Genomic DNA, 26,592 nt, shown 5'->3' with positions numbered 1-26,592 from the left:
GAACATGAGCATGAGCCGTCGACGACAGAGGGACGGCGGCCCGGCCGCCGCCCCGCGGCCGGGCGCGCAGCGCCGTCCCGGCTCGCACGACCCCGAGGGGAACCGCAGGGCCGTTCTGGACGCCGCGCGCCGCCTCTTCGGCGCGCACGGGTACAAGGGTGTGGGCGTCCGCGCCATCGCGGCCGAGGCCGGGGTGACCCCCGGACTGGTGATGGCGTACTTCGGCACCAAGGACGGCCTCTTCCAGGCCGCGGTCGGCAACGGGGCGGGCGTCAGCGGGGACGTGCTCGCGGCGGCTGCGGGCGGGACGGGGGACCTGCCGGCAGCGCTGGCCCGCGCCTACCTCGACCGGTGGGACCGGCTGCCCGCGGACGACCCGTGGCCGGCGTTGATCCGCTCGGCGGTCAGCCACCAGCCGAGCGCCGAACTGCTGCGCACGATCCTCGACACGCAGGTGGGGGAGCCGCTCGCCCAGGTGCTCGGCACCGGTGCGGAGGCGGACGTGCGCACCGCGGTGATCCGGAGCGTGCTGTTCGGTGTGATCATGGAGCGCTACGTCTTCGCGCACGAGCCGGCGGCTTCGGTGCCGACGGAGGAGCTCGCCCCGGCGCTGACGGACGTGCTCGCCACGGCGTTCGGTGACCCGGGTGCGGACGAGCAGCGTCCGGGGGAGTCGGGGTCCGCCGAGTCCCGTTCCGGTGGAGGCGGGCCGGGGGGCGCCGAGGCGGACGGCTCCCGGTGCGCCGGCGGTGATCCCGGTGCGGACGGCTCCCGGTGCGCCGGCGGTGATCCTGGTGCGGACGTGCCGGAGGCGGTGGAGCCGTCCCCGTCCGCCGTACCCGTGCGTGCGGCTCACCCCGCGGACGGCTCTCCCGCCTCGTTGTTCGCCCTGCTCGACGAGTGTGCCGCGCGCCGCCGGCTCGTCGTCGGACGGGCCGTGCGCGCCTACGGCATCAGCCTGCCCGCCTATGACGTGCTGGCCACCCTGCGCGAGGCGGGTTCCCCGTACCGGCTGACGATGGGGGAGGTCGCCGCGGCCGGACCGGTCCGGGCCGGCGGACTCACCCAGCAGGCCGACCGGCTGGCGGAGGCCGGACTGATCCGCAGGGAACGCGACGACGGCGACCGCAGGATCGTGCGGCTCCGCCTCACGCCCGAAGGGGTCGACCTGACCGGCCGGGTCGCCGCCGCACGCTCCGCCCAGGAGCGGGAGCTGCTCGCGGGACTCGGCCCTGCCGAGCGGCGGCGGCTCACGGCGCTCCTCGGGACCCTGGCCCACACGCTCGGGGCCGGTGGCCGGGAGCAGTGAGCGCTGCTCCCGGCCACCGGCCCCGAGCCGGCACGGTCAGGCGTTGAGTTCCTCCAGCGTCCTGCCCTTGGTCTCGACGGCGAACCAGGCGATCACCACACCCACCACGGCGACCACGGCGAGCTGCGCGAAGACCAGGGCCAGACCGCCGCCCGCTCCGATGACGGCGCCGACGGCCACCGGGCCGAGGATCACGCCCAGCCTGTTCCACAGGCCGCCGAACGCCGCACCCCTGGCCCGGTTGGCGGTGGGGTACAGCTCGGGGGAGTACAGGTAGAGGCCCGCGTTGATCGCGTAGAGGAAGAACGTCGTGCACGAGGCGAAGACGGCGACCTGGCCGCCCGAGGTCGCACCCGCGAGCGCCAGGACGCCGAGCGAGAGCGTGGTCCCGACGAACGCGCCGATGAGGGCGGGCCTGCGGCCGATGCGGTCGATCAGCATGGCCATGATGAAGGTGCCGAGCAGCCCGGTGACGTTGCTGAGCAGGGTGAAGACCAGCGCCGTCGTCAGGTCCAGGCCGAACTCCTTGGTGTAGAGCGACGGCAGCCAGGTGGAGATGCCGTGGTTCACGTAGTACGCGACGAACCACAGTCCCGACAGCACGGCCGTACGCCGCAGATAGCGGCCCCGGAAGAGGTCCTTCAGTGTGCCTCTGGGCTCGTCGGGCGCGTCCGCGGACGGGACCGGCGCCGGAAGCTCCTCGGCGGTCACCCGCGCGACCTCCGCCTCGATCTTGGCGATGGCCGCCTCGGCCTCCGCCGTGCGGCCGCGGGAGAGCAGCCAGCGGGGGGACTCCTCGACGTGGCGCGGCAGCATCGCGGCGATCACCACCGGCAGCGCGCCCACGAGGAACATCGCGCGCCACCCGAAGGCGGGCACCACCCAGACGGCGAGCAGCGTGGCGGCCGCCAGCCCGGCCGGGAAGATCATCTCGTACAGCAGGACGAAGCGGCCCCGCTTGTCGGAGCGGGCGATCTCGTTGATGTACGTGGCCGCGACCGGCACGACCCCGCCGATGCCGAGCCCTTGGAGGAAGCGGAAGGCCGAGAACGTCTCGATGCTGCCGGAGAGCGCCACGGCGAGGCTGGCGAAGCCGGTGACGGCGACGCCCAGGGCGACGGTGCGGACCCGGCCGATGCGGTCGCCGAGCCATCCGGCGGCCAGTGCGCCGAGCAGCATGCCGATCGAGGCGGACGTGACGGCGAACGTGGCCTGCCCGGTGCTCAGGTGCCATTCCTTCATCAGGACGGGCAGCGCGGAAGCGGCCAGCAGCTGATCGAAGGCCTCGAAGAAGGTGACGGCGCCGATCAGGAACCGGACCTTGACGTGCCAGCGCGAGTGCGGCAGTCGTTCGAGTCTCGCGGCAATCGAGCCGAGAGCGGGTTTGCCGGCCACAGTCGTCATGGAGGGGGTCCTTCCGCGGGCAGATGAGTTCCGGAGACAGTAGGGGGGCTATATCTAAGCGGTCAATGGTTAAGAGCTTAGGAACTGTGTTCCCGGCGACTCGGTCCCCATCATCGATGGAGCGGATGCGGTGCTCAAGGCTGTTCGGGCAACGATTTCACCTCGGGGTCTTGTGCCGAGAAACTTAAGCACTTAGATTTCTAGTGCTTCGGCAGTCAGGCGGTGGTGCACCGACGAGCCTGTCCCCGCCCGGAGTTCACCCCCTTCCCGCCTCGCCCGGAGGTCCACCCGTGCCGCAGTACCCCACCGAAATCCTGATCGCGGGCCAGTGGCGGCGCGGTGCGGGCGAGCCCGTCGACACCGTCGACCCGGCCACCGGCCGGGTGCTCGCCACCGTCCACTCCGCATCGGCGGAGGAGGTCGCGGAAGCGGCCCTGGCCGCCGCCGGAGCCGTAGCCGATCCTGTCTGGCGCGACATGCCGGCCCACGAACGGGCCCGGCTGCTGCACCGGATCGGCGAGCTCACCGAGCAGGCCGCCGACGAACTCTCCGCCCTGCAGACCGCGGACACGGGCAAGACGCTCGCCGAGACCCGGGCCCTCGCGCTCAGCGCCGCGGGGACCTTCCGCTACATGGCGGCTGTCCTGGAGACCACCGAGGAGTCCGTGACCCCGTCCCGGGGCCCGTACACCACCGTGAGCACCCATGAGCCGATCGGCGTCGTCGGCGCGATCAACCCCTGGAACTCCCCGGTCGCCAGCGACGCGCAGAAGATCGCCCCGGCCCTCGCCGCGGGCAACGCGGTGATCCTCAAGCCCGCTGCCTGGACCCCGTTGGTCTCCCTCGCGCTCGGGAAGCTGATCTTCCGGGCGCTCGGCGAGTTCGGGCTTCCGGCCGCACTGTTCTCCGTGCTCCCCGGCAGCGGCCGGGTGGTCGGGGACGCGCTGGTGCGCCACCCGCTCGTCGGCCGCATCGGATTCACCGGAGGCACGGAGACCGGCCGGTCCATCGCGGAGACCGCCGCCCGGAAGCTGATCCCCGCCTCGCTGGAGCTGGGCGGCAAATCGGCGACGATCGTGCGCGCCGACGCCGACATCGAACAGGCCCTGGCCGGAGTGCTGTTCGGTATCTTCTCGTCCAGCGGCCAGTCCTGCATCGCCGGTTCGAGACTCTTCGTGGCGCGGGAGATCTACGACTCCTTCGTCGGTGAACTCGTCGAGCGTGCGGCAGCGCTGCGGGTCGGCCCCGGCACCGACCCCTCCACGCAGGTCGGTCCCCTGGTCCACCACCGCCACCGCGACTCCGTCGCCGCCTACGTCGACCTCGCCCGCTCCGAGGGCGCCCGCGTGCTGTGCGGCGGCTCGGCCCCCGAGGGCCCGCTGTACGAGGACGGGGCGTACTACCTGCCCACCGTCCTCGACGGCCTGTCGAACACCTCGCGCACCTGCCAGGAGGAGATCTTCGGCCCCGTCCTGGTCGCCCTGCCCTACGACGACGAGGACGACCTGGTCCGCCAGGCCAACGACTCCGTCTACGGCCTGGCCTGCGGCATCTGGACCCGGGACCTGCGCGCCGCCGGTGCGCTGGCCCGCCGGATCGAGGCCGGAACCGTCTGGATCAACACCTACAAGCAGTTCAGTGCTTCCACCCCCTTCAGCGGGTGGAAGGACAGCGGCCTCGGCACGGAGAAGGGCCGCGACGCGATCCGCGCCTACCAGCGCCAGAAGTCCCTGTACTGGGGCATCTCGGACCACCCGCTTCCCTGGGCCAACTGACCCGGCACCCCGCCCGTCCTGGAGGGACCCCATGCACCAACCACCGCCCGGTCCGATCGCCCGGCTCCGCTCGCTGCGCTACGTCGAGCTGCACACCCCCGCCTTCGCCGAGGCCGCCGACTTCTACGAGGACGTCTGGGGCCTGGAGACCGTCGAATCCGACACCGGTGCCCGCTGGCTCCGCGGTACGAACGACGAGCACCACGTCCTCCACCTCACCGAGCGCGACCGCGTCGGCCTGGGCCGGATCGCCTTCGCCGTCGCCACTCCTGCCGAGGTGGACCTGGCCGCCCGGCGGCTCGAGGCGCGCTCCCTCGTGCCCGTCACCGGACCGGGGCCCCTGGACCAGGCCGGCGGCGGCTACGGCCTGCGGTTCACCGATCCCGAGGGGCGCCTCATCGAGATCAGCGCCCAGGTCGAGGCCGTCGCGCCCCGCGGCAGGGACGGCGCCGTGCCCGTCGGTGTGACCCACGCCGTGCTCAACACCACCGACATCGACGCAGCGGTCGCCTTCTACTGCGACGTCCTCGGGCTGCGCGTCTCGGACTGGTCCGAGCACCAGATGGCGTTCCTGCGCTGCAACAGCGACCACCACTGCATCGCCTTCAACCAGGCGGAGTGGACCTCGCTGAACCACGTGGCGTACGAGATGAGCTCGGTCGACCACTTCATGCGGGGCCTGGGGCGGCTGCGCCACCACGGGATCACCCCCCAGTGGGGCCCCGGCCGCCACGGTCCCGGGAACAACACCTTCTCCTACTTCACCGACCCGTCCGGGCTGGTCTGCGAGTACACCTCCGAGGTCGCCCAGATCGTCGAGGACGCCTGGATCGCCCGGGTCTGGCGGCGGGTCCCCGAACTCTCCGACCTGTGGGGGACGGCCGGCCCGCCCTCGAAGGACATCCGCTGCAGCATGGCCGGCTCCCCGGACCCCGGCCCGCTCGCTCCCGCCGGCACCCAGGGCCCCGGCCCGCTCGCACCCGTGGACGCCCAGGGCCCCGGCCCGCTCGCACCCGTGGACGCCCAGGAGGCCACCGCATGAGCACCGTACGCAAGGTCGCCGTCGTCGGCTGGGGCGCCATCGGCCGGGTCGTCGGCACCGCGCTCGCCGAAGGCCGGGTCACCGGCGCCGAGCTCGTCTGCGTCGTCGACAACCGCCCGCTCGGCGAGGCCGCCCCCGTACGGCAGGCGACCTTCGAGGAGGCCATGGAGGCCTGCGACCTGATCGTCGAGGCCGCGGGACAGGGCGTCGTGCGTGAATGGGGCGAGCGGGTCCTGGCCTCCGGTACCGATCTGCTGATCGCCTCCACCGGCGCGCTGACCGACGACGAGCTCACCAAGCGGCTGCTGGCCGCGGGACCCGGCCGCGTGTACTTCACCGGCGGCGCCGTCGGCGGCCTCGACCTGCTCCAGGCCGTACGCTCCCTCGGCCCGCTCGACGAGGTCCGGCTGACCACCACCAAGCTGCCCTCCACCCTCGAACAGCCGTGGATGGACGAGGAGTTGCTGGACCGGATGCGGACGGCGACCGGCCCCGTCGAGGTCATGTCCGGCACCGCCCGCGACGTGCCGGTCAAGTTCCCCAAGTCGACGAACGTGGCCGCCTCGGTCGCGCTGGCCGTCGGCGACCTGGACGCTGTGCGGGTCCAGGTCGTCGCCGACCCGGCGGCGCACCACACCCGCCATGTGATCGAGGCGTCCGGCGGCCACGGCGCGTACCGCTTCGAGGTCGCGCACCTGCCCGACCCGGGCAACCCGGCCACCAGCCAGGTGGTGCCGTACGCCGTGCTGCGCAGCCTCGCCGCGCTCGCCGGCCGGACCGGGCAGATCCTGTGAGCGCCGCCGCCGCCGCCGGCGTCCACGTCGAGGAGGCGGGCGACCACGGCCCGCTGCTGCTCTGCCTGCACGGCATCGGCTCCTCCTCGGCGGCCTTCGCCCCGCAGCTCGCCGAACTCTCCGCCTACGTAAGGGTCGTGGCCTGGGACGCCCCCGGCTACGCCAAGTCGCCCGACCCCGCCGGGCCGGTCGGCCTGGACGACTACGCCGACACGGCCGCCGCCCTCATCCGTGAGCGCGCCACCACCGCCCACGTCCTCGGAGTCTCCTGGGGCGGCGTGATCGCACTGCGGCTGGCCACCCGCCACCCGGAGCTCGTCGCCTCACTGATCGTCGCCGACTCCAGCCCCGGCTCGGGAACCGACGAGGCCAAGGCGGCCGGTATGCGCGCCAGGGCGGCCGACCTCGCCGAGCTGGGCCCCCGGGCCTTCGCCGAGGCCCGCGGCCCCCGGCTCGTCTCGGCCGCGGCGCCGGACGACCTGGTGCGCCGCGTCGTCGACACCATGGCCGGCTCCGTACGGCTGCCGGGCTACGCCTACGCCGCGGAGTCCATGGCCTCCGCCGACCTGCGTGCCGAACTCCCCTCGATCTCCGCACCCACCCTCGTGCTCTGCGGCGAGGAGGACCGGGTCACCGGCACCGAGGCGAGCCAGGCCATCGCCGGGGCCATCCACAAGACCGCCTACGTGATCGTCAAGGACGCCGGTCACCTGGCCAACCAGGAGCAGCCGGGCCACTTCGACGCCTGGGTGCTCGCGCACCTCCGCATCACCGCATCCATCCCCGAATAGGAGCCACCGCCATGCCGCTCACCACCGACGCGTACGACAACGGCGACGACCTCTCCGCGTACACCGACTCCCTCATCGCCACCAAGGCATCCCGGGTCGCCGACTTCGACACCCTCTCCTTCCAGGAGAAGGCCGGCCCCCAGTTCCGCCGCGGCCAGATCCGCTACGTCGGCTCCGGCGCGACCGGCAACCACGAGAGCGACAGCCGCATCCTCCCCTCGGGCGGCTTCACCTTCTCCAACATGCTGCTGCCGCCCGGCGCCGAGGGCCCGGCCCACACCCACCACGACGTCGAGGAGGCCTTCTTCGTCCTGGAGGGCGAGGTCAAGGTCGGCATCCACCGCGGCGCCGAGGAGGCCGAGTACCGCACCCTGGGATACCGAGACATGATCGTCGTCCCGGCGGGTGTCACCCGGTCCCTCAAGAACGAGGGCGACACCGACGCCCTGTTCTGCGTCGTCATCGGCACGCAGAAGCCGCAGGTGCCGACGTACCCCGAGTACTCGCCGATGCACGGCGTGACCCGTGGCTGACCAGCCCCCGGCAGGCCGGCGCACCGTCGTCGTCACCGGAGCGGGCCGTGGCCTGGGACTGGCCATGGCCCGCCGGGCCGGCACCGACGGCTTCCGGGTCGTCCTCGCCGAACTCGAACGCGAGCGCGGCGAGCACGCCGCCTCCGGACTGCGTGCGGAGGGCCTGGACGCCCACTTCGTGCACTGCGACGTCGCCGACCCCGCCTCCGTGCAGGCCCTTGCCGACGCGGTGCGCGAGCTGGGGCCGCTGTACGGCCTGGTCAACAACGCGGCGCTCGCCAACGGTGTCGGCGGACGCGCCTTCCAGGACATCGACATCGAGGTGTGGGACCGGCTGATGGCGGTCAACGCCCGCAGCCCCTGGCTGGTGTCGAAGGCCCTGTACCCGCTCTTGACCGGGCCCGGCCGCATCGTCAACCTCGCCTCGGACGCCGCGCTGTACGGCTCGCCCCGGCTCGCGCACTACATCGCCTCCAAGGGCGCCGTCATCGCGCTGACCCGCGCGATGGCACGCGAACTCGGCGAGAAGGGGATCACCGTCAACGCGGTGGCCCCCGGGCTCACCGAGTGCGAGGCCACCGAGACCGTGCCCGCGGAGCGTCACGACCTCTACCGCATGAACCGGGCCATCTCCCGGCCGCAGCAGCCGGACGACCTCACGGGGATCGTCTCCTTCCTGCTCGGCGAGGAGTCCCGCTATCTGACCGGACAGGTGATCGCCGTCAACGGCGGTTTCACCATGAACTGACACGCAGGAGACACGAGTTATGGATCTGGGCCTCGCCGACCGCACGATCGTGGTCACCGGCGGCAGCTCGGGCGTCGGCCTGGCCACGGTCCGCGCCCTGCTCGACGAAGGCGCCCGCGTCGCCACCTGCGGCCGCGACGCCGGCCGGCTCGCCGAGGCGGTCGCCGGTCTCGGCGCCCCGGCCGGCCGCCTGCTGACCGGCGTGTGCGACGTGCGCGACGCCGACGCCGTCCGCGGGTTCGTCCGCCGCACCGCCGAGGAGTTCGGCGGCATCGACGGACTGGTCAACAACGCGGGACAGTCCCGGATGAAGGGACTCGACGACTCCACCGCCGAGGACTGGCGCGACGAGCTGGAGCTGAAGTTCGCCGGGGTGCTCAACCCCCTCCAGGCCGCGCGTCCCCACCTCGCCGCCTCCGGAGCGGCGAGCGTCGTCAACATCAACGCGGTCCTCGCCAAGCAGCCGGAGACCCGCCTGATCACGACCAGTGCCGCCCGCGCCGGCATCCTCAACCTCTCCAAGTCCCTCTCCGTCGAGCTCGCCGGCGACGGGATCCGGGTCAACTCCGTCTGCCTCGGCCTCGTCGACACCGGCCAGTGGACCCGCCGCCACGCGGCGGCGGGATCAGGCCTGTCGTACGAGGACTGGCAGGCGGAACTGGCCGGGGACCGGGGCATCGCGCTCGGCCGCCTCGGCCGGGCCGAGGAGGTCGCGTACGCGGTCGTCGCCCTGCTCTCGCCCCGCGCCTCCTACATCACCGGCACCAGCATCGACGTCTGCGGCGGCGTCGGCCGTTCCATCCTCTGAGGAGACACCATGCGTCACGACAACGGAGGCGATCTCCTCGTCACCGTCCTGCGCGAACTCGGCATCGACACCGTCTTCGGCATCGTCAGCGTCCACAACCTGCCGCTCGTCGAAGCCGTCGACCGCGAACTCCGGTTCGTCCCCGTGCGGCACGAGGCGTCCGCCGTCAACGCCGCCGACGCCTACGGCCGCGCCCGGGGCACCCTCGGCTGCGCCCTCACCTCGACGGGCACCGGCGCGGGCAACGCGGCCGGATCCCTGATCGAAGCCCTGAGCGCCGGCAGCTCCGTACTGCACGTCACCGGCCAGGTGGAGAGCGAGTTCCTCGGCAGCGGACGGGGGTTCATCCACGAGACCAAGGACCAGCTCGGCATGCTGGCGGCCGTCTCCGCCTACGCCGCGAGCATTCCGGACGCCGGGCAGGCCGGCCGGATCCTGCGCGAGGCGGCCCGCTCGGCGCTGACGGCGCCCGGCGGTCCCGCCAGCGTCGAGTGGCCGGTCGACCTCCAGTACGCGGCGCAGACCGACGAGCCCGCCCCCTTCGCCGCGCCGGCCCCCGCCGTACCCGGCGCGAGCGAACTCGCCTCCGCCGGAGCCCTCCTGGCCTCCGCCCGGCGTCCTCTGATCTGGGCGGGCGGCGGCGCGAACACCGCACGCGGCGAACTGGCCGCCCTGCTGGAGGCCACCGGCGCCGGACTGATCACCTCGAACTCCGGGCGCGGCAGCGTGCCCGAGGACCACGAGCAGGTCATCGGCAACTTCGCCACCACCCCCGCGGTACGCGCCCTGCTCGCCGACGCGGACGTCCTGCTGACCATCGGCACGCACTTCCGGTCGAACGAGACCTCCGACTACACCCTGCAACTGCCCGCGGCCCACATCCAGATCGACGTGGACCCGGCGGCCCTCGGCAGGGTCCACCCGGCCACCCACCCGCTGCTCGCCGACGCCGCCGCGGCCCTGGACGGCCTGCTGCCGCACGCCGTCCCCGCGGAGCCCGGCTGGACCGACCGCGTCGGCGCCGTACGCACCGAGGTACGCGCGATCCTGCACGACGCCATCGGCCCGCAGGCCGCGATCTGCGACGCGATCCGCGCGGCCCTGCCCCGCGAGGCCGTCGTAGCCCGCGACGTCACCATCCCCTCCAGCAGCTGGGGCAACCGCCTGCTGGAGATGTACGACCCCCGGGACAACGTCTTCCCGCGCGGGGGAGGCATCGGCCAGGGGCTGGGCATGGGCATCGGCGCGGCGCTCGCCCGGCCCGGTACACCCACCGTCGTGATCGCCGGCGACGGCGGCCTCGCCGTCCACCTCGGCGAACTCCTCACCCTCGCCCAGGAGCGGCCCCGCCTCACCCTGATCGTCTTCAACGACGGCGGCTACGGAGTCCTGCGCAACATGCAGGACCACCACCGCTCCCGCCGCTCCGGGGTCGACCTGGCCACACCGGACTTCGAGCTGCTCGCCCGCGCCTGCGGACTGCCGTACGCCCGTATCCGCGCAGAGGAACAGGCCGGGCCGGTGCTCACCGGAGCCATCGGCTCCGACGGGCCCACGCTCGTCGAGGTCGACCTGGACGCCCTCGGTCCGATGAAGAACCCGTTCACCCCGCCCGTGCGGATCCCGGGCCAGTAGCCCGTCCGCCCGAACTGCCGGCAAGGAGGCAACAGACCATGAGCGAGGACTCGCTGCGGCTGACCGTCCGTCGTATGACCTGGGAGGCCGAGGGCGTCCTGTCCGTCGAGCTGACCCACCCCGACGGCAAACCCCTGCCCGCCTGGACCCCCGGCGCGCACCTCGACGTCCACGCCGGTGGCCAGGTCCGCCAGTACAGTCTGTGCGGAGACCCGCACGATCCGGACGTCTACCGCGTCGGCGTGCTCAACGAGCCCGCTTCGCGCGGCGGATCGCGCTTCGTGCACACCCAGCTGCGGCCCGGCCAGCAGATCACGGTCTCCGAGCCGCGCAACCGCTTCGAGCTGGAGGACGCCGACGCCTATGTGTTCGTCGCCGGTGGAATCGGGATCACCCCCCTGCTGGCGATGGCCCGTGAGGCGGCTCGGCGCGGCGCCGCGTGGCGCATGGTCTACGGCGGCAGGAGCCGGGCCTCCATGGCGTTCACCGGTGAACTCGGCGCGCTCGGCGGCGACGTCACCCTCGTGCCGCAGGACGAGCAGGGCCATATCGACCTGGACACCGCGCTGGCCGGTCTCCCCGACGGCACCCTGGTGTACTCCTGCGGCCCCGAACCACTGCTCGCGGCGGTCGAGCAGCGCTGCCCCGGGGACCGGCTGCGCTTGGAGCGCTTCGCCGCGCCGACGGTGGAACACGAGGGCGACGACGAGGCGTTCGAGGTCGAGTGCCGCACCTCGGGGCTGACGCTCACCGTCGGCCCCGGGACGTCCGTCCTGGAGGCCGCCGAGAACGCCGGGCTCGCCGTGGAGAGCTCGTGCCGCGACGGGATCTGCGGATCCTGCGAGACCCGGGTGCTCGAAGGCACCCCCGACCACCGCGACTTCCTGCTCAGTGAGGCCGAACGGGCCGCCGGCGCCTCGATGATGATCTGCGTCTCGCGGTGCGCCTCCGGCCGGCTCGTCCTCGACCTGTGACCTTCCCCCCGCACCTTCAGGAGACACCGTGACCGACACCTGGCCGTACCTGGACGTCCACCAGTCCCGTACGCACGAGCCCACCCCGTACGAGTACAAGCTCGCCGCCACCCTCGAGGAGGTCTTCACCCGCGAGGGACACGAACTCGCCGACGTGGTGCGCGGGCTCAACGCCCGACAGGTCCACGCCGCCGACGGCAGCCCGTGGACCGAGGAGTCCTTCCGCGCCGAGATGAACCGACTGGGAGCCTGACCATGACGCTGTCGTCCTCCGCCACCGCGGACCACATCTACGCGACCGGGCTGCGCAACCAGTGGCACGCGGTCGTCCCCTCGCACTTCGTGGCCCCGGGCGCTATGCGCAAGGTGACCGCCCTCGGCGAGCAGTGGCTGCTGTTCCGCCGCTCCGACGGAGCGCTGTCCATGCTCGCCGACCGCTGTCCGCACCGCGGAGCCCCGCTGTCCCTCGGGAAACACCTCGGTGACCGGGTCGCCTGCTGGTACCACGGCGTCGAGGTCGAACCCGACGGCACGGTCTCCTCCGTGCCCGGGCTGCCCGGGTGCAGCCTGGAGGGCAAGAAGCTGGTGACCTCGCTGCCCGTACGCGAGGTCGCGGGCGCGATCCTCGCCTACTTCGGCGACGAGGAGCACCCCGAGCCCGCCGAGCTCACCCTGCCCGAGCCGCTGACCGACCCCGAGGTGGACGCCTTCCTCTGCTACGCCGAATGGGACGCGCCCTGGCGGTACGCCGTGGAGAACCTGCTCGACCCCATGCACGGTGCCTTCCTCCACCACGACTCGCACACCATGTTCGACGGCGACACCACGGCCAAGTTCCGCATCCGGGAGACCGGTCGCGGCTACTTCTTCGAGAAGACCGACCAGCGAGGCGTCAACTTCGACTGGGTGGAGCTCTGCCGTACCGGAGTGGACTGGGTCGACCTCTCCATCCCGTATCCGCCGTCGGCCGGCCCCGGTGGCGCGTTCGGCATCGTCGGCATGGTCTGCCCGGTGGACGAGCGGCGCACCGGCGTCTTCTTCTGGCGCTACCGGCGGGTCCAGGACTGGCAGCGCGCGTCCTGGCGCTTCCTGTACCGGACGCTGATCGAGAAGCGCCACTGGGACGTCCTGGAACAGGACCGGGTCATGCTGGAAGCCATGCCGTCCGACGCCGACCAGCGCGAGAACCTCTACCAGCACGACCTGGGCGTGGTGCGGCTGCGCCGCCTCTACCGCGCGGCGGCCGAGGCGCAGTCGGCGGCGGGCGCCTGACGGGCCCACCGCCAGGAGCGTTCACCAGGGGAGCGGGCCGGACACGTCGGCGTACCCGCCGGTCGGACCGTCCGGCCCGAGCAGGGCCGTACGGACGATGATCTCGGCCCCCTCCTCGACGGTCTGGGTGCCCCGGTGCCCGTTCAGGTCCGTGGCGGTGAAGCCGGGCTCCACGGCGTTGATACGGATGCCGGGGAAGGCCTTCGCGTACTGGACGGTGATCATGTTGAGGGCGGTCTTGGAGGCCGGATAGGCGACACCGGGGTAAGCGTGGTGAGGGGTGTCCGGTGTGCTGACCAGGGTCAGCGACGCCAGGCCGCTGCTCACGTTCACCACGACGGGCGCGGGGGAGCGGCGGAGCAGGGGCAGGAACGCGTGCAGGACGCGAACCGGTCCGAACACATTGGTCTCGAACAGCGTCCGCACCGTGTCCACGGTGGTGTCCTCGGCGCCGACGACCGTCCCCTCGATCCCGGCGTTGTTGATCAGCACGTCCAGCCCGCCGTCGGCCTCCACGGTCTTCGCGGCGGCGGCGACGGACGCGTCGTCGGTGACGTCGATGTGCAGCATGCGCGCGCCCAGCCGCTCGGCGGCCCGCCGCCCGCGTCCGGCGTCCCGGCTGCCGACGTACACGGTGTGCCCTGCCTCGACGAGCCTTCGGGCGGTCTCGAATCCGAGACCCTTGTTCGCTCCTGTGATCAGTGTGGTGGTCATGCGTCCACGGTGCGCCGATGCGAGGCAGCGGACCAGTGACCCGGCTTTCCTGGGACCGCCGGTACCAGGACGGTGGCCGTTCGCCGGTGCACACTGGTGGGATGGCGACGGCGGAATTCGGCAGGGCGGTGCGCCGTCGGCGCGACCGGGTCTCACCGGGGGACACGGGGCTGCCCGCCGGCGGGCGCCGGAGGGCGGCCGGGCTGCGCCGGGAGGAACTGGCGCTGCTGGCCGGGATCTCCGTCGACTACGTGACGCGGCTGGAGCAGGGCCGGGCCTCCCACCCCTCGGCACAGGTCGTCGAGGCCCTGGCGCGGGCCCTGCGCATGGGCGGGGAGGAACGCGCGCACCTGTTCGAGCTTGCCGGTCTGGCGACACCGGGCCCGGGCACGGTACCGGGCCGCATCTCGCCGAGCGTCCACCGCATGCTGGACCGGCTGGCAGGGACCCCCGTCTCGGTGTCCGACGCCGCCTGGACCCTGCTCCAGGCCAACGCACCCTATGCGGCGCTGATGGGCGACCCGTCGGGATGGCGGGGCAACGCACGCAACGGCGTGTGGCGGACCATGGTCGGTCCGCCCGGCAGGGCCCGGCAGACCTCCGGGACCCGGGTCGGGTTCGAGACCGCCCTGGTCTCCGACCTGCGTACGGCGACCGCCCGCTATCCGGCCGACGAACCGCTGAAACGCCTGGTCGCGGATCTGCGCGCGCACAGTGGCAGGTTCGCGGACCTGTGGGACTCCGGTGCGGCGGGCCGGCACGAGGCGGCACGCAAGACCGTCGACCACCCCGACGTCGGTCCCGTGACCCTGGACTGCGACGTGCTCACCGTGGCGGGCAGCGACCTGCGCGTCATGATCTACACCGCCGAGCCCGGCACACGGGACGCCGAACGCCTGGCCGAGCTCACCGAGCGGGCGGAACGTTCCGGCATCGGACCGCACGGTGGGGCGCCCACGGGTGGTGCCCGTGGTTCCGCGTGAGGGCGGTCTCAGGTGGAGGGGCGGGATCCTCTGGGCCGAAGGGCGTCCGCACGCGTGCCCGGCCCGCCGTCCGGTCGCATCCCTGCCGGCTCCGGGAGGGGCGGCGCCTCCCCCGCCCGGTCCAGCTCCAGGTGCGTGTGGACGCGGCGCAGCAGGGAGGCGAACAGGTCGCGCTCCGCCCCGGTCAACGGGGCGAGGAGGTACGCCTCCGTGGCCGCCACGTCGGAGTCGAGCCGTGCCAGCGCACACCTGCCCGCAGGGGTCAGGGCGACCTCGATGCGACGGCGGTCCGCGAGGTCGCGCGCGCACTCCACATAGCCCGCCGCCTCCAGACCGGTGACGGTCCTGGTCAGATCGCTCTGGTTCATGTCCAGCCGGGTGGCGAGATCTCCCTTGGAGAGCCGGCCGGCGTCGTCCAGCATGGCCAGGATGGTCAGATGCCACAGCCGCAGCCCGTGCGCCGTCAGCGTGTCGGTGAGCCTGCGGCGCGCGGCCTTGCCCGTCGCGTACATGAGATAGGCGTTGAGGCCGAGCACGCTCGACGGCGTCACGCCCGCTGTCAGGGGTTCGTGGACCGCCCCCGGGGAGCCCGGCCGGTGCACGGTGCTTCCTGGCACTGTGACGGCCGTGAGCGACCCGGGGTCCGGGCCCGACCGCCGGCCGGAGTGCCCCATGGAATCCTCCTCGTGGACGGCGAGGGATGCTTAGTAAAGCAAGCCTAACCTAAGCATGCAATGCCTGGCGCCCACGATGAAGTTGAGGGTGTGTCAGATGAACCCCCGGCGACTTCGAGCAACGATCCGCTCCCGCCGCCGCGCTGCAACCCGCTCCCGCCGCCGCGCGGCAGCCCGTCCGAAGCCGCGCGACCCTCCGTCCGTCTCCGCGCAACGGTCCGCCGACCGGCCCGCCGACGCGTGGTCGGCGGGCCGGCCCGGGCGGTCAGCCGGGTATGCGGCGGCGGCCGCCCCTGGCCGCCGCCACCAGCTCGGGCACCGTCGCCAGCTTGACCCGCGGGCGCCCGTCGCGGAGTCCCAACGCCTTCTCGGTGCGGTCGATCTCCGCCAGGCCGCGGGCGTCCACGACGCGCCGGTTGCGGCGCCGCACGAGACGGTGGAAGGCCTTCGCCCCGTGCTCCGGAGCGGGCAGGGCGCCGCCGACGGCGTCGGCCAGCAGGGTGCCCACGGTTTCCGCGGCGCAGGTCCGGTTCGCCCCGATGCCGCCTGTGGGCCCGCGCTTGATCCATCCCACGACGTACGTCCCCGGCCGCCCGGCGACCCGGCCGCCCTCGTGCGGAACGGTGCCCGTCGCCTCGTCGTACGGCAGCCCGGTGACGGGAAGTCCGCGCTGGCCGACGGCACGCAGCAGCAGCCCGGCAGGGATCTCCAGGCCGTCCGTCCCCTTGTCCGTCGCGCCGTTCGCGCCGCTCGCAGCGTTGTCCGTGGCGCCGTTCGCCCTGTCCGTGACGCGGACGGCGCGCAGCCCGGCGTCGCCGAGCGCCTCCACGGGGGCGGAGTGGAAGCGGAACACGATACGGCGGCCCCGGGGCGGCGGGCCCGACCAGTCCACCGCCTCGCGCGGGACGTCCCGCAGCAGCGCGGCCTTGTCGCCCGGAGCGGCGGCGTCGATGGTCGCACCGGTCCGGGGGTCGTGGTCGTCGACGACCAGTTCCACCCCGTCCAGGTGCTTCAGCGCGAGCAGTTCGGATCTGGTGTACGCCGCGTCCTCCGGCCCCCGCCGCCCCAGGAGCACCACCTCGCGCACCGAGCCGGCGCGCAGGGCGTCCAGCGCGTGACCGGCGATGTCACCCGCGGCCAGCGCGTCCGGGTCGGAGACCAGGATGCGCGCCGCGTCCAGGGCGACGTTCCCGGTGCCGACCACGACGACCCGCTCGGCGGACAGGTCCACGGCGCCCGGCGCGACCTCGGGGTGGGCGTTGTACCAGGAGACGAACGTGGTCGCACAGATGCTGCCGGGCAGGTCCTCGCCGGGGATCCCCAGACGGCGCCCGGCCGGCGCCCCCACCGCGTAGATCACCGCGTCGTGGTGTGCGGCGAGTTCCTCCGGGGTGAGGTCGCGGCCCACCTCCACCCCGAGGTGCATGCGCACCCTCGGGTGGGCGTGGAATCTGCCGAAGGTGTCGCCCGCCCTCTTCGTCGACAGATGGTCGGGTGCCACCCCGTAGCGGATGAGGCCGCCCGCGACGGGCAGCCGGTCGATCAGCGTCACCTCGGCGCTCGTGTGGAGCAGCAGATCCTCGGCGGCGTACATCCCGGCAGGACCGGTCCCCACCACCGCGACGCGGAGCTTCGCGAAGTCCGACGGCAGGCTGCGCGCGAAGACCGGCTCACCCCACACGTGGAAGTTCGGCCCCTCGGGGGCCTGTTCGGGGCCTTCGCGGTCCGCGAAGTACGCCGCGTTGAGCGGGCCGTACTCCTGCTGTGCGGCAGGGAGACTGTCCACCGGAAAGACCGCCTCCACGGGGCAGGCGTCGGCGCAGGCGCCGCAGTCGATGCACGACCGCGGGTCGATGTACAGCATCTCCGTCCGGCCGAAGTCCGGTTCCTCCGGCGTCGGATGGATGCAGTTGACGGGGCACACCGAGACACAGGTGGCGTCGCTGCAGCACGTCTGGGTGATGGCGTAGGTCATGTCGTCCGCTCAGATCAGATGGGCACGCTTGTAGAACACCAGGGCGGGCTTGGTGAGCAGACGGGCCGAGGCCAGGAATTCCATGAGGCCCGAACAGCTCGAGCGCATCATCGACTTGTGGTGCTCGTTGGCCCTGGCCTCGGCGATGGCGCGCTCCGCGTCGAGCCCGGCGTTGGCGTAGACGTCCTTGTTCACCATGCTGGTGACGATCACGTACGACGCGATCGCGATGACCAGCGCGTTGATCCGGCGCCGCACGGGCCCCGCCCCGCTGAGGTGCTTGCGGGTCTCGGCGCGGGCGAACTTCATGTGCCGGGACTCCTCGACGACATGGATGTTGTTGATCGTGCGGACGAACGGCACCACCCGCTCGTCCCGCATCCAGTCGCGCTGCATGACGTCGAGGACCTCCTCGGCGACGAGGATCGCCGCGTACGCGGCCTCGCCGAACGCCAGCGTCTTGAAGGCCCGCCCGAGCTCCACCGCGAACCGGTGCGGCCGGTAGGGCGGTGCGCCCAGCTTCTGCGCGCCGCGGGCGAACATGATCGAGTGCCGGCACTCCTCGGCTATCTCGGTCAGCGCCCACTGCACGTCCGCGCTCGTGGGGTCCTTCGCGTAGACGTCGCGCAGGACCATCTGCTGGAGGATCATCTCGAACCAGATGCCGGTGCTGGCCACCGAAGCGGCCTCCTGGCGCGTCAGTTCCCTGCGCTGGTCCTCGGTGAGCTCTCCCCAGTAGGCGGTGCCGTACAGGGTGCTCCATTCGGGGCTCGCGCCGTGGAAACCCTTGTCCAGCGGGGTGTCCCAGTCGACCTCCGTCGCGGGGTCGTAGGCGAGCGTGGCGGCCGATTCGAGCAGGCGGCGGGTGAGGTGGTCCTCGGGCGGCCGGTCCTCGGCATCCGGTCGAACAGTGCTGCTTGCCATGGTGCGGCTCCTCGGTTCGTCAGCGATGTCCTTGGTGCTGTCGCATGCGCAATGCGGGTGACGGAACGTCATATGCCTTGCTGCGCACTGGACATGGCGGCAGCGTCGGACAAGGGGCCTGCGCCGGCACGGGCCGGGCGGCCTTCCGCACCCCTTGTTAGACGGAAGGTATAGCAAGGATGCCGGGTGGGCCTACCCCCCAGTAAGAAATGTGAGCCCATCCTCGCCATATCTCCTTGCGTGTGCCCGTGCGTACGCGGCCCTACCCGGGTTCGGGGCACTCCGGGTCCGCACGCGTTCGGGATCTCGAACATTGTTCGCAATGTCAGCGCGAGTCATTGACGCCGTCAATTCCCGGGCCTACGGTCCCGTCCGAAGTCACGGGCGTGCGTCGATATTTCGAACGCGATCGCCCTCTCTTCACGCGTCCCCGTACCGCAGAGACGAGTCGAGACGAGCCGCCATGCAACCACCCCTCCTCAGCCGGCGCCGAGCCCTCGCGGGCGGTGCCGGCGTCCTGGCCGCCTCCGGAGCCCTTGGCTCCCTGTCCGGCTGCGCCGCTCCTGCCACCGCCGCGGGACCGGGACAGACCCTGCTGCGGTTCTGGCATCTCTTCGGCGGCGGCGACGGCGTCAACATGCAGGGCATGCTGGACGACTTCCGGGCCGGGCACCCGGACATCGCCCTGGAGGCATCGACCCTGCAGTGGGGCGCCCCGTACTACACCAAGCTCGGCATGGCCGGCGCCGGAGGCAGGGCGCCGGAGCTCGCCGCCCTGCACCTCGCCCGGCTCGCGGGGTTCGCCCCCGGCAGGCTCCTCGACCCCTTCGACCTCGGTCTGCTGGCCGAGCACGGCGTGAAGGAGGAGGACTTCCCGCCGGACATCTGGCGCCGCGGCCAGGTCGGCGGCAAGCAGTACGCCGTGCCGCTCGACACCCACCCCTTCGTCCTCTACTACCAGACCGAGGTCTGCGAGAAGGCCGGACTCATGTCGGGCGGCCGGCTCAAGCCGATCAGCGGCTCGGACGAGTTCGCCGACGCCCTGCGCGCCGCGAAGAAGGCGACCGGGCGGCCGGGGCTGGTCACGGAGACGCTCGGTCCTGACTGCATCACGCCCTGGCGCCTCTTCTCCAGCTTCTACGCCCAGACGGGCGGCACGGTCCTCTCCGAGGACGGCAGACGCATCGCCCTGGACGACGCCAAGGCGCTCCGGGTGCTGGAGTACCTGGCCCGGCTCGTGGAGGACGGGCTGATGGTCCGCCGTGTCGACTACGCGGGATCCGTCGGCGTCTTCAACGGCGGGAAGACCGCCTTCCACCTCAACGGCGAATGGGAGATCACCACCTTCACGACCACAGGGCTCCCGTTCTCCATGACCCGCGTCCCCGCGCTCTTCGGCACCGCGGCCACCCAGGCCGACTGCCACGCCTTCGTCCTGCCGCACCAGGACGACCGCGGCGGCGCCCCGAACGAGGCCGCCCACGTGCTCGCCGCCTGGATGCTGAAGAACTCCGTGGCCTGGGCCCGGGGCGGCCACGTACCCGCCTACCTGCCCGTCCTGGACGATCCCGCGTACCTCGCCCTGAAGCCGCAGTCCGAATACCGCTCCGTCATCGACGACGTGGCGCTGGACGCACCCGCGTGGTTCGCCGGCTCCGCCTCCCGGATGTGGATCGAGCTCGGCGCCGTGTTCTCCGGGGTCCTCACCGGCTCGCGGAGCCCGCGCAACGCCCTGACGGAAGCCAATGCGCGGCTGCGGAAACTCCTCGACACCCGCAACCCCCTCCCGGGAGCAGCGTCATGACTTCCACCACCGCGGCGGCGCCCGCACCCGTGGCGAAGCCCGCCCAGGACGCGGCCGGCCGGCCCGCCCGCGGCGTGCGCAGGAAGTGGACCGAACACGGCCTTGTGTTCGTCGCGCCCTTCTTCCTCGTGTACGCCATGTTCCTGGTCTGGCCGCTGATATCGGGCCTCGGTATGAGCCTGACCAGTGAGAACATCACCGGCAGCGGAGGACGGTTCGTCGGGCTCGACAACTACGCCGAGGCCGTGCGCGACCCCGACGTGTGGTCCTCGCTGTGGAACACCGTCTGGTTCACGGTCCTGTCCACCGTCCCCCTCGTGGTCGTCGGCCTCGTGCTGGCGCTGCTCGCCCACCAGCTTCGGGTGGTGCAGTGGCTGTGGCGGCTCAGCTGGTTCGCCCCGTTCCTGCTGCCGTCCGGGGTCGTCTGCCTGCTCTTCCTCACCATGATCCTGCCGTCCGACTTCGGTCTCGCCGACCAGATGCTCTCCGCCGTCGGACTGACCCCGGAGATCGGATGGCTGACCGACGAGCGGTACGCCATGCTCAGCATCGTGGCGACCACCGTCTGGTGGACCGTCGGCTTCAACTTCCTGCTCTACCTCGCGGCGCTCCAGGCCATCCCCGTGTACCTCTACGAGGCCGCCGAACTGGACGGGGCGGGAGCCGGGAAGAGGCTCCTCCACATCACCCTGCCGCTGCTCTCCCGCACCACCGGACTGGTCGTGGTCCTCCAGGTCCTGGCCTCGCTGAAGATCTTCGACCAGGTCTACATCATGACCGGCGGCGGCCCCGACGAGTCGACCCGGCCGATCCTCCAGTACGTCTACCAGCAGGGCTTCACGGGCTACCGCATCGGCTACGCCTCGGCCGTCTCGTAGATCTTCTTCGCCCTGGTCCTGACCGTCTCCCTGGTGCAGCCGCTGCTGTCCCGGCGCCGAGCTGAGGAGGCCGCGAAGTGAGCGGTTCCACCACCGTCACCACCCGTCCCGACCCGCGGCCCGAGCGGTCCGCCGGCGGCGGAGGCCGCCGGTCGCGCTGGACGCCCGGCAGGATCGTCCTGCTCGTCATCGCCCTGATCCTCTCGGCCGCCTGGCTCCTGCCGCTCGCCTGGGCCGTCGCCACCTCCCTGAAGCCGGAGGGCGACACGACGCGGACGCCGCTCTCCTGGATCGGCTCACGCGTCACCTTCGACGCGTACAGCAAGGTCTGGGAGTCGGGCGACCTGATGGTCTGGCTCATGAACTCGGCCTACATCTCCGTCATGACCACCCTGCTGACCGTCGTGACGTGCGCGATGGCCGCGTACGGATTCACCCGCACCGACTTCCGCGGCCGGCGCCTGCTCCACGGGCTCGTCCTCGCCGGCATCATGGTGCCGCCGCAGGTCCTGATCGCCCCGCTGTTCCGCGAGATGGTGCAGCTCGGCCTCGTCGACACCTACTGGGGTGTGATCCTGCCCCAGGTCGCCGTGCCCGCCATGGTGTTCATCCTGGTGAAGTTCTTCGAGGGCGTCCCGCGTGAGCTGGAGGAGGCGGCCTTCGTCGACGGCGCCGGCCGCTGGCGGGTGTTCTGGACGATCGTGATCCCGCTGTCCCGGCCCGTGCTGGCGGTCGTCGCCATCTTCACCTTCATCTCCACGTGGAACAACTTCCTCTGGCCGTTCCTCGTGACCACCGACCCGGGAGGCATGACCCTGCCCGTCGGTCTCGTCAACGTCCAGTCGAGCTTCGGGGTGCGCTACGCCCAGATCATGGCCTCGCTCGTGATCGCCGGGACGCCGCTCCTGATCGTCTTCGCCTTCTTCCAGAGGCAGATCGTGCGCGGGATCGCGCACACCGGACTCGCCGGCCAGTAGCGGCGGAACGGATCGCGCATACCGGACTCGCCGGCCAGTGGCGGCGGGACGGATCGAGCACCACCCCGCCGACGGCCCGTACCGATGCCACCGCGTCCGGACGGGCCGTCAGGCGATCTGCGCGCCGCGGGCCAGCAGCAGGAGCACGTCCACCGACGCCACCGCCACCGTCCCCGCGAGCGCCGTCTTGCGCCAGGCTCCCGCCGGCCGCGGCCCGGTGCACGCAGCCGTCACCACCACGGCGAGGAGCGCGACCCCGCAGAGCACGGCCCCACCCGCTGTGCCCGCGGAGCCGGCGGGCCCGAGGACCAGCACGGCCGTGGCCGCCACCAGCGGGACGGGCAGCAGCCGCCGGGTCCTGGCCGTGCCCAGCCGCTGGGGCAGTCCGCGGATGCCCGCACGCAGGTCGGCCTCGATGTCCGGCAGTACGTCGCCCAGATGGGCCGCCGTGCCGAGCAGCGCAGCCGCCGCCACCACCCACCACGCCGGCCACGGACGGCCGGGCAGGCTCAGGGCGACCAGACACGGAAGGCTGCCGAAGCCGACCACGTAGGGCAGCCAGGACAGCACCGTCTCCTTGAGCCTCAGGTTGTACGCCCACGCCGCCACGACCCCGGTCAGATGCGCCGCGCCCGCAGACCGGCCGCACGCGAGTGAGAGCACCGCGCACAGGAACAGGGCCGTGAACGCGGCGCCCCACACCACGCGCCGCCCCACCGCGCCCCGGGCCACCGGCTTTCCCGGACGAGCGGCCCCGGCGTCGCGGAGGGCGTCGTAGGCGTCGTTGCACCAGCCCACCGAGAGCTGTCCGGTCAGCACGGCGGCGCCGACCAGGGCCCACCTGACGCTCGGCGGACCCGAACTGACGGTCAGCGCGGTGACCAGCACCGTGACCGCCGCGACCGGGCCCGGATGGCAGGACAGCGCCAGCGCCGCCGGTACACGCGGCAGGCGTACGCCATCGGACTGCGCGGGCGGCCGCTCGGTGAGGTCCACGCAACGATCGTAGGGACACCCGGGTGCGGGAACACGGCGACAGCGCACCGCATGTGCACCGTTTTGTCAGGAAAGGTGGGCAGGATGTGGGCCATGACCTCTCCTGAACGGTGGCCAGGGTGACCCGGATCGCGGCCGTGCACGGGGTCCTGCCGCCTCATCGCCACACCCAGCGGGACATCACCGACATGGTGGCGCGCACCTGCCTGCCCGCAGGAGCCGACCGCCGCGTCCTGGACCGCATCCACGCGAACGCGGGGGTGCGCACACGGAGCATGGCGCTGCCCCTGGAGCGCTACGGCGCACTGGACGGCTTCGGTGCGGCGAACGACGTGTTCATCGACACCGCCGTCGGCCTGGGAGCCGAGGCCGTGCGGGGCGCCCTGCGCAAGGCCGGGCTGCGCCCCGCCGACGTGGACCTGCTGATGTTCACCTCGGTCACGGGGATCGCGGCGCCCTCCGTCGACGCGCGGCTCGTCGGACGTCTCGGTCTGCGCCCCGACGTGAAGCGGCTCCCCGTGTTCGGCCTCGGCTGCGTCGCGGGCGCCGCCGGGGTGGCACGTCTCCACGACTACCTGCTCGGCCACCCCGGACAGGTGGCGGTGCTGCTCTCCGTGGAGCTCTGCTCCCTGACCTTCCAGCGTGACGACGCGAGCCCCGCCAACCTGGTCGCGACCGCGCTGTTCGGCGACGGCGCGGCGGCCGCGGTCCTGGTCGGCGGGGCCCACCCGGCCCCGGTGCAAGGCCCCGGGATCGTCGACACCCGCAGCCGCCTCTACCCGGACACCGGGCACGTGATGGGCTGGGACATCCGGGGCTCCGGCTTCACCGTGGTGCTCGACCCGGCCGTCCCCGACGTCGTACGCCGGTACCTCGCCGAGGACGTCGGCGGCTTCCTGGAACAGCACGGGCTGAAACCGAAGGACATCGCCCGATGGGTGTGCCACCCCGGAGGCCCCAAGGTCCTGGAAGCCGTCACCGACGTCCTTTCCCTGCCCGAGGGTGCCCTGGACGTCACCTGGCGATCGCTGGCCGAGGTCGGGAACCTGTCGTCCTCCTCGGTGCTGCACGTGCTGCGGGACACGATGGAGCAGCGGAGGCCCGAGCCCGGGACCCCCGGTCTGCTGATGGCCATGGGACCGGGCTTCTGCTGCGAACTGGTCCTGCTGCGCTGGTAGTCCGGAGGAATCAGATGATCTGGTACACGGCCCTGGTCCTGGCCGTCGCCGCGGAACGCCTCGCCGAGCTCGCGCTGGCCCTGCGCAACGCCCGCTGGAGCCTGGCCCGCGGCGGCACCGAGGCCGGGCGCGGGCACCACCCGCCGATGGTTGCCCTCCACACGGCGCTGCTCGGCGGATGCGTCGCCGAGGCATGGCTCTCCGGCCGCCCGTTCGTCCCCTGGGCCGGCTGGAGCATGGTGGCGGTGGTGGCCGCCGCGCAGGGACTGCGCTGGTGGTGCATCCGGACCCTGGGGCACCGTTGGAACACCCGGGTCATCGTCGTCCCGGGCCTGCCCCTGGTGACCGGCGGGCCCTACCGCTGGATGCGCCACCCCAACTACGTGGCGGTCGCTGCGGAAGGGGCGGCTCTCCCCCTCGTCCACGGCGCCTGGGTCACCGCCCTTCTGTTCACCGTGGGCAACGCGGCACTCATGGCCGTACGCATCCGGTGCGAGGACGGCGCGCTGTCCCGCCCCGCGGGGGCGGATGCAGGCGCGTGATCGACATCCTGGTGGCGGGCGGGGGACCGGCGGGCCTGACGGCGGCGATCCGGGCCGCCGCCGCCGGCCTGGAGGCCGTCGTGGTCGAACCGCGCCCTGCGCCCGTGGACAAGGCGTGCGGTGAGGGCATCATGCCCAGCGGGGTGGCGGCCCTGCGCGCGCTCGGAGTCGAACCGGCCGGCCGTGAACTCCGGGGGATCCGCTACATCGAGGGATCCCGGCAGGCCGAGGGCACCTTCCGGGGGAACCCGGGACTCGGCGTCCGGCGGACCGTGCTGCACGCGGCCCTGCACCGGCGGGCCGCGGAGCTCGGGGTGCGCGTCGTCACGGGCAGGGTGGGTGAGGTGGACCAGAGGCGCGACAGCGTCACGGCGGCCGGGCTGACGGCCCGCTGGCTGATCGCCGCGGACGGCCTGCACTCGCCCGTGCGCCGCACGCTCGGCCTCGAGGGCGGTCCTCCCGCGCCGCGCCGGTACGGGCTGCGCCGCCACTACCGCGTCGCCCCCTGGACCGACTTCGTGGAGGTGCACTGGTCCCGCCACGGCGAGGCGTACGTGACACCGGTGGGGGAGGAGGAGGTCGGCGTCGCCGTGCTCAGCCGCCACCGGCGCTCCCACGAGCAGCACCTCGCCGCCTTCCCCACGCTGGCGCGCACGCTCCGGGGCCTGGAGGCCGGACCGGTGCGCGGTGCGGGCCCTCTGCGCCGGAGCGCGAGCGCCCCCGGCGCCGGACGGGTCCTGCTGGCCGGTGACGCGGCGGGCTACGTCGACGCGCTCACCGGAGAGGGCGTCGCCCTGGCGGCGGCGACCGCGTCCGCGGCGGTCGACTGCCTTCTCGCCGGGCGGCCCGAGGACTACCCCGCCCGGTGGGCGCGGCTGACACGACGTCACCGTCTGCTCACAGGGGCCCTGCTGCGCGCCGCCGGGCACCCCCTGACCGCCGGGCTGATCGTGCCCGCCGCCCACCGCATGCCCCCGCTGTTCAACGCCGCGGTGCGCGCCCTGCAATAGCCGCCTCCTGCGCGGCAGTTCCCGGCCGTTCTGTCATCCTGGCCGGATGCCGACCCCGTCCCGCACGCCCCAGCCCGTCACCCCCGACCCGCCGCACCCGGCGATGCACCCGCTGATGACGCAGTCGTGGCGGGACCTGGCCTTCCTGCACTGGGCGGCCGACCCGGCGGACGTGGCGCCGCTCCTGCCCGCCGGCACCGTGCCGGACACCCTGGACGGGGTCACCCACGTCGGACTCGTGGCCTTCCGGATGTACCGCGTCGGATGGCTCCGGCTCCCCGGAATCCCCTACCTGGGCACCTTCCCGGAGACCAATGTCCGGCTGTACGCGCGGGACGAGCACGGCAGGCGCGGGGTGGTCTTCCGCTCGCTCGACGCCTCCAGACTGATCCCCGTCGCCGTGGCGCGGACCGTCTTCCGGCTGCCGTACGTCTGGTCCCGGATGGAGATCCGGCGCGAGAAGGACACGCTCACCTACACCAGCAGGCGGCGGATGCCCGGCCCCCGGGGCGCCCACAGCCGGATCGTGGTGCGCCCCGGCGAACGGATCGCCGAGCCGAGCGAGCTCGAACACTTCCTGACCGCGCGCTGGGGCATGCACAGCACCTTCCACGGGCGCACCCTGTACCTCCCCAACGCCCACCCGCGCTGGCCCCTGCACCGCGCGGAGCTCATCGAGTGCGACGAGAACCTGGTGACGGCGGCAGGCTTGCCCGCGCCCGCCGGCGGACCGCTGAGCGTGCTGTACTCACCCGGTGTCCCGGTGCGCTTCGGCCGCCCGGCCCGCCCGTAGCGCCCCCCCCGATGGTCCGACCGTGGCCCGCTCCCGGGGACCACGGCATGTCGCGGACC

The 26,592-nt window shown here is 72.8% G+C and carries 25 protein-coding genes and 1 pseudogene; 20 read left to right on the top strand and 6 right to left on the bottom strand.

The genetic code is table 11. From position 1 onward, the window contains the following. Positions 1-10 precede the first annotated feature (10 nt). Complete coding sequence (locus tag ACFC51_RS12420) at positions 11-1,309, top strand: TetR family transcriptional regulator (protein ID WP_376528411.1); 1,299 nt, start codon at positions 11-13, stop codon at positions 1,307-1,309. Positions 1,310-1,345: 36 nt separating this feature from the next. Here ACFC51_RS12420 and ACFC51_RS12415 read toward each other — a convergent pair whose 3' ends face one another. After that, positions 1,346-2,713, bottom strand: a complete 1,368-nt coding sequence (locus tag ACFC51_RS12415; protein ID WP_376374407.1) for an MFS transporter — start codon at positions 2,711-2,713, stop codon at positions 1,346-1,348. A 290-nt stretch (positions 2,714-3,003) separates the two neighbouring features. On the opposite strand from ACFC51_RS12415, the gene ACFC51_RS12410 reads away from it, so the two are divergent. Genes ACFC51_RS12410 through ACFC51_RS12360 form a run of 11 tightly spaced genes read left to right on the top strand, consistent with a single transcriptional unit; the run spans position 3,004 to position 13,085 of the window. Beyond that, positions 3,004-4,488 carry an aldehyde dehydrogenase gene (locus ACFC51_RS12410; protein WP_376528409.1) on the top strand — a complete coding sequence of 495 codons (1,485 nt, stop codon included), beginning with the start codon at positions 3,004-3,006 and terminating at the stop codon, positions 4,486-4,488. 31 nt (positions 4,489-4,519) lie between these two features. Continuing rightward, the gene (locus tag ACFC51_RS12405; RefSeq protein ID WP_376528407.1) at positions 4,520-5,530 is read left to right on the top strand and encodes a VOC family protein; all 1,011 of its coding nucleotides are present in this window, start codon (positions 4,520-4,522) and stop codon (positions 5,528-5,530) included. Continuing rightward, positions 5,527-6,324, top strand: coding sequence for an aspartate dehydrogenase domain-containing protein (locus ACFC51_RS12400; protein WP_376374399.1), 798 nt, complete (start codon positions 5,527-5,529; stop codon positions 6,322-6,324). The genes ACFC51_RS12405 and ACFC51_RS12400 overlap by 4 nt, the downstream gene beginning before the upstream one ends. After that, the gene (locus tag ACFC51_RS12395) at positions 6,321-7,115 is read left to right on the top strand and encodes an alpha/beta fold hydrolase (protein ID WP_376528404.1); all 795 of its coding nucleotides are present in this window, start codon (positions 6,321-6,323) and stop codon (positions 7,113-7,115) included. Before ACFC51_RS12400 ends, ACFC51_RS12395 begins: the two co-directional genes overlap by 4 nt. 11 nt (positions 7,116-7,126) lie before the next feature. Beyond that, the gene (locus ACFC51_RS12390; protein ID WP_376374394.1) at positions 7,127-7,648 is read left to right on the top strand and encodes a cupin domain-containing protein; all 522 of its coding nucleotides are present in this window, start codon (positions 7,127-7,129) and stop codon (positions 7,646-7,648) included. After that, complete coding sequence (locus ACFC51_RS12385; protein WP_376374391.1) at positions 7,641-8,396, top strand: SDR family oxidoreductase; 756 nt, start codon at positions 7,641-7,643, stop codon at positions 8,394-8,396. The genes ACFC51_RS12390 and ACFC51_RS12385 overlap by 8 nt, the downstream gene beginning before the upstream one ends. 19 nt (positions 8,397-8,415) lie before the next feature. Beyond that, positions 8,416-9,204: an SDR family oxidoreductase gene (locus tag ACFC51_RS12380; protein WP_376374389.1), complete on the top strand. Its 789-nt coding sequence runs from the start codon at positions 8,416-8,418 to the stop codon at positions 9,202-9,204. A 9-nt stretch (positions 9,205-9,213) separates the two neighbouring features. Then, positions 9,214-10,839 (top strand): thiamine pyrophosphate-binding protein, encoded by a 1,626-nt coding sequence (locus tag ACFC51_RS12375; protein WP_376374387.1) that lies wholly within the window; start codon positions 9,214-9,216, stop codon positions 10,837-10,839. 38 nt (positions 10,840-10,877) lie between these two features. Further along, on the top strand, positions 10,878-11,813 hold the full coding sequence (locus tag ACFC51_RS12370; RefSeq protein ID WP_376528401.1) for a PDR/VanB family oxidoreductase: 936 nt from the start codon (positions 10,878-10,880) through the stop codon (positions 11,811-11,813). A 28-nt stretch (positions 11,814-11,841) separates the two neighbouring features. After that, entirely contained in the window at positions 11,842-12,066 is a 225-nt protein-coding gene (locus ACFC51_RS12365) for a recombinase-like helix-turn-helix domain-containing protein (RefSeq protein WP_203184485.1), read from the top strand. 2 nt (positions 12,067-12,068) lie between these two features. Beyond that, the gene (locus ACFC51_RS12360) at positions 12,069-13,085 is read left to right on the top strand and encodes a Rieske 2Fe-2S domain-containing protein (RefSeq protein WP_376374379.1); all 1,017 of its coding nucleotides are present in this window, start codon (positions 12,069-12,071) and stop codon (positions 13,083-13,085) included. A 21-nt stretch (positions 13,086-13,106) separates the two neighbouring features. Here the strand turns inward: ACFC51_RS12360 and ACFC51_RS12355 are convergent, their stop codons facing one another. Then, positions 13,107-13,799 carry an SDR family oxidoreductase gene (locus ACFC51_RS12355; protein WP_376374377.1) on the bottom strand — a complete coding sequence of 231 codons (693 nt, stop codon included), beginning with the start codon at positions 13,797-13,799 and terminating at the stop codon, positions 13,107-13,109. A gap of 101 nt (positions 13,800-13,900) precedes the next feature. Between ACFC51_RS12355 and ACFC51_RS12350 the strand changes: the two genes are divergently transcribed. Next, positions 13,901-14,782, top strand: a complete 882-nt coding sequence (locus tag ACFC51_RS12350) for a helix-turn-helix transcriptional regulator (RefSeq protein WP_376528397.1) — start codon at positions 13,901-13,903, stop codon at positions 14,780-14,782. 8 nt (positions 14,783-14,790) lie between these two features. Here ACFC51_RS12350 and ACFC51_RS12345 read toward each other — a convergent pair whose 3' ends face one another. The 3 genes from ACFC51_RS12345 to ACFC51_RS12335 form a co-directional block, all read right to left on the bottom strand. Continuing rightward, positions 14,791-15,333, bottom strand: a complete 543-nt coding sequence (locus ACFC51_RS12345) for a MarR family winged helix-turn-helix transcriptional regulator (protein WP_376528394.1) — start codon at positions 15,331-15,333, stop codon at positions 14,791-14,793. A 388-nt stretch (positions 15,334-15,721) separates the two neighbouring features. Continuing rightward, entirely contained in the window at positions 15,722-17,431 is a 1,710-nt protein-coding gene (locus tag ACFC51_RS12340; protein ID WP_376528391.1) for an FAD-dependent oxidoreductase, read from the bottom strand. Positions 17,432-17,440: 9 nt separating this feature from the next. After that, on the bottom strand, positions 17,441-18,355 hold the full coding sequence (locus tag ACFC51_RS12335) for a diiron oxygenase (RefSeq protein WP_376528389.1): 915 nt from the start codon (positions 18,353-18,355) through the stop codon (positions 17,441-17,443). Positions 18,356-18,818: 463 nt separating this feature from the next. On the opposite strand from ACFC51_RS12335, the gene ACFC51_RS12330 reads away from it, so the two are divergent. The 3 genes and pseudogenes from ACFC51_RS12330 (at position 18,819) to ACFC51_RS12320 (ending at position 22,014) form a co-directional block, all read left to right on the top strand. After that, positions 18,819-20,159 carry an extracellular solute-binding protein gene (locus tag ACFC51_RS12330; protein WP_376528386.1) on the top strand — a complete coding sequence of 447 codons (1,341 nt, stop codon included), beginning with the start codon at positions 18,819-18,821 and terminating at the stop codon, positions 20,157-20,159. Continuing rightward, positions 20,156-21,118: pseudogene (locus tag ACFC51_RS12325) on the top strand (carbohydrate ABC transporter permease). Before ACFC51_RS12330 ends, ACFC51_RS12325 begins: the two are co-directional and overlap by 4 nt. Beyond that, complete coding sequence (locus tag ACFC51_RS12320; RefSeq protein ID WP_376528383.1) at positions 21,115-22,014, top strand: carbohydrate ABC transporter permease; 900 nt, start codon at positions 21,115-21,117, stop codon at positions 22,012-22,014. Before ACFC51_RS12325 ends, ACFC51_RS12320 begins: the two are co-directional and overlap by 4 nt. A gap of 108 nt (positions 22,015-22,122) precedes the next feature. On the opposite strand, the gene ACFC51_RS12315 is transcribed toward ACFC51_RS12320, so the two are convergent. Next, positions 22,123-23,010, bottom strand: coding sequence for a UbiA family prenyltransferase (locus ACFC51_RS12315; RefSeq protein WP_376374357.1), 888 nt, complete (start codon positions 23,008-23,010; stop codon positions 22,123-22,125). 119 nt (positions 23,011-23,129) lie between these two features. Between ACFC51_RS12315 and ACFC51_RS12310 the strand changes: the two genes are divergently transcribed. The 4 genes from ACFC51_RS12310 to ACFC51_RS12295 are packed head-to-tail and all read left to right on the top strand — an operon-like array spanning position 23,130 to position 26,533. Then, the gene (locus tag ACFC51_RS12310; protein ID WP_376374413.1) at positions 23,130-24,188 is read left to right on the top strand and encodes a type III polyketide synthase; all 1,059 of its coding nucleotides are present in this window, start codon (positions 23,130-23,132) and stop codon (positions 24,186-24,188) included. Positions 24,189-24,202: 14 nt separating this feature from the next. Beyond that, positions 24,203-24,730, top strand: coding sequence for an isoprenylcysteine carboxyl methyltransferase family protein (locus ACFC51_RS12305; protein ID WP_376374355.1), 528 nt, complete (start codon positions 24,203-24,205; stop codon positions 24,728-24,730). Further along, positions 24,727-25,740 (top strand): NAD(P)/FAD-dependent oxidoreductase, encoded by a 1,014-nt coding sequence (locus ACFC51_RS12300; protein WP_376374352.1) that lies wholly within the window; start codon positions 24,727-24,729, stop codon positions 25,738-25,740. The genes ACFC51_RS12305 and ACFC51_RS12300 overlap by 4 nt, the downstream gene beginning before the upstream one ends. A 46-nt stretch (positions 25,741-25,786) precedes the next feature. Continuing rightward, positions 25,787-26,533: a YqjF family protein gene (locus ACFC51_RS12295; RefSeq protein WP_376528380.1), complete on the top strand. Its 747-nt coding sequence runs from the start codon at positions 25,787-25,789 to the stop codon at positions 26,531-26,533. Positions 26,534-26,592 lie beyond the last annotated feature (59 nt).

The sequence above is a fragment of the Streptomyces sp. NPDC055962 genome, assembly GCF_042270185.1.
Taxonomy (GTDB): Bacteria; Actinomycetota; Actinomycetes; order Streptomycetales; family Streptomycetaceae; genus Streptomyces.
This window is presented reverse-complemented; position numbering and strand designations above follow the sequence as displayed.

Coding starts and splice junctions, on each gene's coding strand:
- ACFC51_RS12420 (WP_376528411.1), top strand. CDS start 11: ATGAGCCGTCGACGACAGAGGGACGGCGGCCCGGCCGCCGCCCCGCGG.
- ACFC51_RS12380 (WP_376374389.1), top strand. CDS start 8,416: ATGGATCTGGGCCTCGCCGACCGCACGATCGTGGTCACCGGCGGCAGC.
- ACFC51_RS12375 (WP_376374387.1), top strand. CDS start 9,214: ATGCGTCACGACAACGGAGGCGATCTCCTCGTCACCGTCCTGCGCGAA.
- ACFC51_RS12415 (WP_376374407.1), bottom strand. CDS start 2,713: ATGACGACTGTGGCCGGCAAACCCGCTCTCGGCTCGATTGCCGCGAGA.
- ACFC51_RS12390 (WP_376374394.1), top strand. CDS start 7,127: ATGCCGCTCACCACCGACGCGTACGACAACGGCGACGACCTCTCCGCG.
- ACFC51_RS12335 (WP_376528389.1), bottom strand. CDS start 18,355: ATGGCAAGCAGCACTGTTCGACCGGATGCCGAGGACCGGCCGCCCGAG.
- ACFC51_RS12400 (WP_376374399.1), top strand. CDS start 5,527: ATGAGCACCGTACGCAAGGTCGCCGTCGTCGGCTGGGGCGCCATCGGC.
- ACFC51_RS12370 (WP_376528401.1), top strand. CDS start 10,878: ATGAGCGAGGACTCGCTGCGGCTGACCGTCCGTCGTATGACCTGGGAG.
- ACFC51_RS12305 (WP_376374355.1), top strand. CDS start 24,203: ATGATCTGGTACACGGCCCTGGTCCTGGCCGTCGCCGCGGAACGCCTC.
- ACFC51_RS12350 (WP_376528397.1), top strand. CDS start 13,901: ATGGCGACGGCGGAATTCGGCAGGGCGGTGCGCCGTCGGCGCGACCGG.
- ACFC51_RS12340 (WP_376528391.1), bottom strand. CDS start 17,431: ATGACCTACGCCATCACCCAGACGTGCTGCAGCGACGCCACCTGTGTC.
- ACFC51_RS12360 (WP_376374379.1), top strand. CDS start 12,069: ATGACGCTGTCGTCCTCCGCCACCGCGGACCACATCTACGCGACCGGG.
- ACFC51_RS12330 (WP_376528386.1), top strand. CDS start 18,819: ATGCAACCACCCCTCCTCAGCCGGCGCCGAGCCCTCGCGGGCGGTGCC.
- ACFC51_RS12295 (WP_376528380.1), top strand. CDS start 25,787: ATGCCGACCCCGTCCCGCACGCCCCAGCCCGTCACCCCCGACCCGCCG.
- ACFC51_RS12405 (WP_376528407.1), top strand. CDS start 4,520: ATGCACCAACCACCGCCCGGTCCGATCGCCCGGCTCCGCTCGCTGCGC.
- ACFC51_RS12355 (WP_376374377.1), bottom strand. CDS start 13,799: ATGACCACCACACTGATCACAGGAGCGAACAAGGGTCTCGGATTCGAG.